Raw genomic sequence first — 3,734 nt, forward strand, 5'->3', positions numbered from 1 at the left:
TAACTGACTGGTTTTTACGCCAGATGCTCTTTAACAAGGTGAAACAGTAAGTTGTACATTGCATATTAATGTGACGATTGTGTATCTCTACACAAGCGTCCGGCGGTTGCAACGACTGATATTGAGGCTCGCAGTTTACTGTGACGTTTCGATGAAAGCGTTGTGACTAATCGTTGTGTAGTCGTTTGTGTTATATGGTCAAGCGACTAAGCGCACACGGTGGATGCCTAGGCAGTTGGAGGCGATGAAGGACGTAGGAGCCTGCGATAAGCTTCGGGGAGCTGGCAAACAAGCTTTGATCCGAGGATTTCCGAATGGGGAAACCCACCCGTCGTAAGTCGGGTATCCCATACTGAATACATAGGTATGGGAGGCGAACCCGGGGAACTGAAACATCTAAGTACCCGGAGGAAAAGAAATCAACCGAGATTCCCCTAGTAGCGGCGAGCGAACGGGGAGTAGCCCTTAAGCAACTTATGTCTTAGTGGAATCTTCTGGAAAGTTGAGCGATACAGGGTGATAGCCCCGTACACGAAAAGGCACAGGTTGTGAAATCGAGTAGGTCGGGACACGTGTTATCTTGACTGAATATGGGGGGACCATCCTCCAAGGCTAAATACTCCCAACTGACCGATAGTGAACCAGTACCGTGAGGGAAAGGCGAAAAGAACCCCTGTGAGGGGAGTGAAATAGATCCTGAAACCGTGTGCGTACAAGCAGTCGGAGCGGACTTGTTCCGTGACGGCGTACCTTTTGTATAATGGGTCAGCGACTTATTGTCTGTGGCAAGGTTAACCGTATAGGGGAGCCGTAGAGAAATCGAGTCTTAATAGGGCGTCGAGTCGCAGGCATTAGACCCGAAACCCGGCGATCTATCCATGGGCAGGTTGAAGGTGCCGTAACAGGCACTGGAGGACCGAACTCACGTATGTTGAAAAATGCGGAGATGACCTGTGGATCGGAGTGAAAGGCTAATCAAGCCGGGAGATAGCTGGTTCTCCCCGAAAGCTATTTAGGTAGCGCGTCATATCTCACCCACGGGGGTAGAGCACTGTTTGGGCTAGGGGGTCATCCCGACTTACCAACCCCATGCAAACTCCGAATACCGTGGAGTGCAATTATGGCAGACAGACAGCGGGTGCTAACGTCCGTTGTCAAGAGGGCAACAACCCAGACCGCCAGCTAAGGTCCCTAATATCCGTTAAGTGGGAAACGATGTGGGAAGGCACAGACAGCTAGGAGGTTGGCTTAGAAGCAGCCATCCTTTAAAGAAAGCGTAATAGCTCACTAGTCGAGTCGGCCTGCGCGGAAGATGTAACGGGGCTCAAACGGATAACCGAAGCTGCGGATGCAACTTTGTTGCATGGTAGGGGAGCGTTCTGTACGCCTGCGAAGGTGGATCGAGAGGTCTGCTGGAGGTATCAGAAGTGCGAATGCTGACATGAGTAACGATAATGGGAGTGAAAAACTCCCACGCCGGAAGACCAAGGGTTCCTGTCCAACGCTAATCGGGACAGGGTTAGTCGGCCCCTAAGGTGAGGCCGAAAGGCGTAATCGATGGGAAACAGGTTAACATTCCTGTACTTCTCTTTACTGCGATGGAGGGACGGAGAAGGCTAGGCCAGCGCGGCGTTGGTTGTCCGCGTTTAAGGTTGTAGGCTGAGATCTTAGGTAAATCCGGGATCTTAAGGCCGAGAACTGACGACGAGTGCTCTTTTTAGAGCGCGAAGTGGTTGATGCCATGCTTCCAAGAAAAGCTTCTAAGCTTCAGGTAAAGAGAAACCGTACTCGAAACCGACACAGGTGGTCAGGTAGAGAATACCAAGGCGCTTGAGAGAACTCGGGTGAAGGAACTAGGCAAAATGGTACCGTAACTTCGGGAGAAGGTACGCTGCCGACGGTGAAGGGCTTGCCCCGTAAGCTGTTGGCAGCCGAAGTGACCAGGTGGCTGCGACTGTTTATTAAAAACATAGTACTCTGCGAACACGTAAGTGGAAGTATAGGGTATGACGCCTGCCCGGTGCCGGAAGGTTAAATGATGGGGTTAGCTTCGGCGAAGCTCTTGATTGAAGCCCCGGTAAACGGCGGCCGTAACTATAACGGTCCTAAGGTAGCGAAATTCCTTGTCGGGTAAGTTCCGACCTGCACGAATGGCGTAACGATGGCCACGCTGTCTCCACCCGAGACTCAGTGAAATTGAAATCGCTGTTAAGATGCAGTGTACCCGCGGCTAGACGGAAAGACCCCGTGAACCTTTACTATAGCTTTACACTGAACTCTGAGCCTATTTGTGTAGGATAGGTGGGAGGCTTTGAAGCGCTAACGCCAGTTAGCGTGGAGCCACCCTTGAAATACCACCCTGGTATGTTTGGGGTTCTAACGCCGGTCCCTTATCGGGATCGCGGACAGTGTATGGTGGGTAGTTTGACTGGGGCGGTCTCCTCCCAAAGCGTAACGGAGGAGCACGAAGGTTGGCTAATCCTGGTCGGAAATCAGGAGGTTAGTGTAATGGCACAAGCCAGCTTAACTGCGAGACAGACACGTCGAGCAGGTACGAAAGTAGGTCATAGTGATCCGGTGGTTCTGTATGGAAGGGCCATCGCTCAACGGATAAAAGGTACTCCGGGGATAACAGGCTGATACCGCCCAAGAGTTCACATCGACGGCGGTGTTTGGCACCTCGATGTCGGCTCATCACATCCTGGGGCTGAAGCCGGTCCCAAGGGTATGGCTGTTCGCCATTTAAAGTGGTACGCGAGCTGGGTTTAGAACGTCGTGAGACAGTTCGGTCCCTATCTGCCGTGGGCGTTGGAGAATTGAGAAGAGTTGTTCCTAGTACGAGAGGACCGGAATGAACGAACCTCTGGTGTTCGGGTTGTCATGCCAATGGCACTGCCCGGTAGCTACGTTCGGACGGGATAACCGCTGAAAGCATCTAAGCGGGAAGCCTCCTTCAAGATTAGTTCTCCCTGGAGCTTCGAGCTCCCTAAAGGGCCCTGGAAGACGACCAGGTTGATAGGCTGGGTGTGGAAGCGCCGCGAGGCGTTGAGCTAACCAGTACTAATTGCCCGTGAGGCTTGACCATATAACAGAGACGACTGCACAGCCGGACGTTTGTGTCGGATAGACAATCGTTGCAATGTATAACTTACTGTTTCACCACCCTATTTGAAGTCTGCGGCACTCAGAGTTGAGATAAGACCCAACAGCCTTCATACCAGTTTGCTTGACGATCATAGCGAGTTGGAACCACCTGATCCCATTCCGAACTCAGAAGTGAAACGACTTAGCGCCGATGGTAGTGTGGGGTTTCCCCATGTGAGAGTAGGTCATCGTCAAGCGCCTAAATTGAATACCCCGAATCAGTCATGGTTCGGGGTATTTTTCTATGGGGCTAGAGCAAATCCGTGGGGCTTGCCGACGACCTACGGTCATGGTCATTGATGCCATCCTTGGCATCAACCCTGCGGGCAGCCTAAAGGCTGTGCCAGCTCGCTCCTGGCGAACTGGTCAAGCGCCTAAAACGAAACGCCCTGTAGGTATTCCTGCAGGGCGTTTTTATTGTTGGGTCAAAATTAACCGCCGGGGGCGCTTGCCGATGCCCTACGGTCATGGTGACGGGCCACGTCCCTGTGGCCCGCCCCTGCGGGGCGATCTGACGGTCGTCCCAATTTGTTCCCGACAAATTGGTCAAGCGCCGCTCCAGCGCGCTGGGGTCGCTGAACGGCTCGTCC

At 52.8% G+C, this 3,734-nt stretch carries 2 rRNA genes; both read left to right on the forward strand.

Features of this window, described 5'->3' with window-relative positions:
• Window positions 1–196: 196 nt before the first annotated feature.
• Window positions 197–3,085, forward strand: a 23S ribosomal RNA gene (locus AAE514_RS18085).
• 140 nt (window positions 3,086–3,225) lie between these two features.
• A 5S ribosomal RNA gene (gene rrf, locus AAE514_RS18090) occupies window positions 3,226–3,341 on the forward strand.
• Window positions 3,342–3,734: the final 393 nt, after the last annotated feature.

Origin of the sequence: Marinimicrobium locisalis (assembly GCF_039822625.1) — a bacterium.
In the GTDB taxonomy this organism is placed as follows: domain Bacteria; phylum Pseudomonadota; class Gammaproteobacteria; order Pseudomonadales; family Cellvibrionaceae; genus Marinimicrobium; species Marinimicrobium locisalis.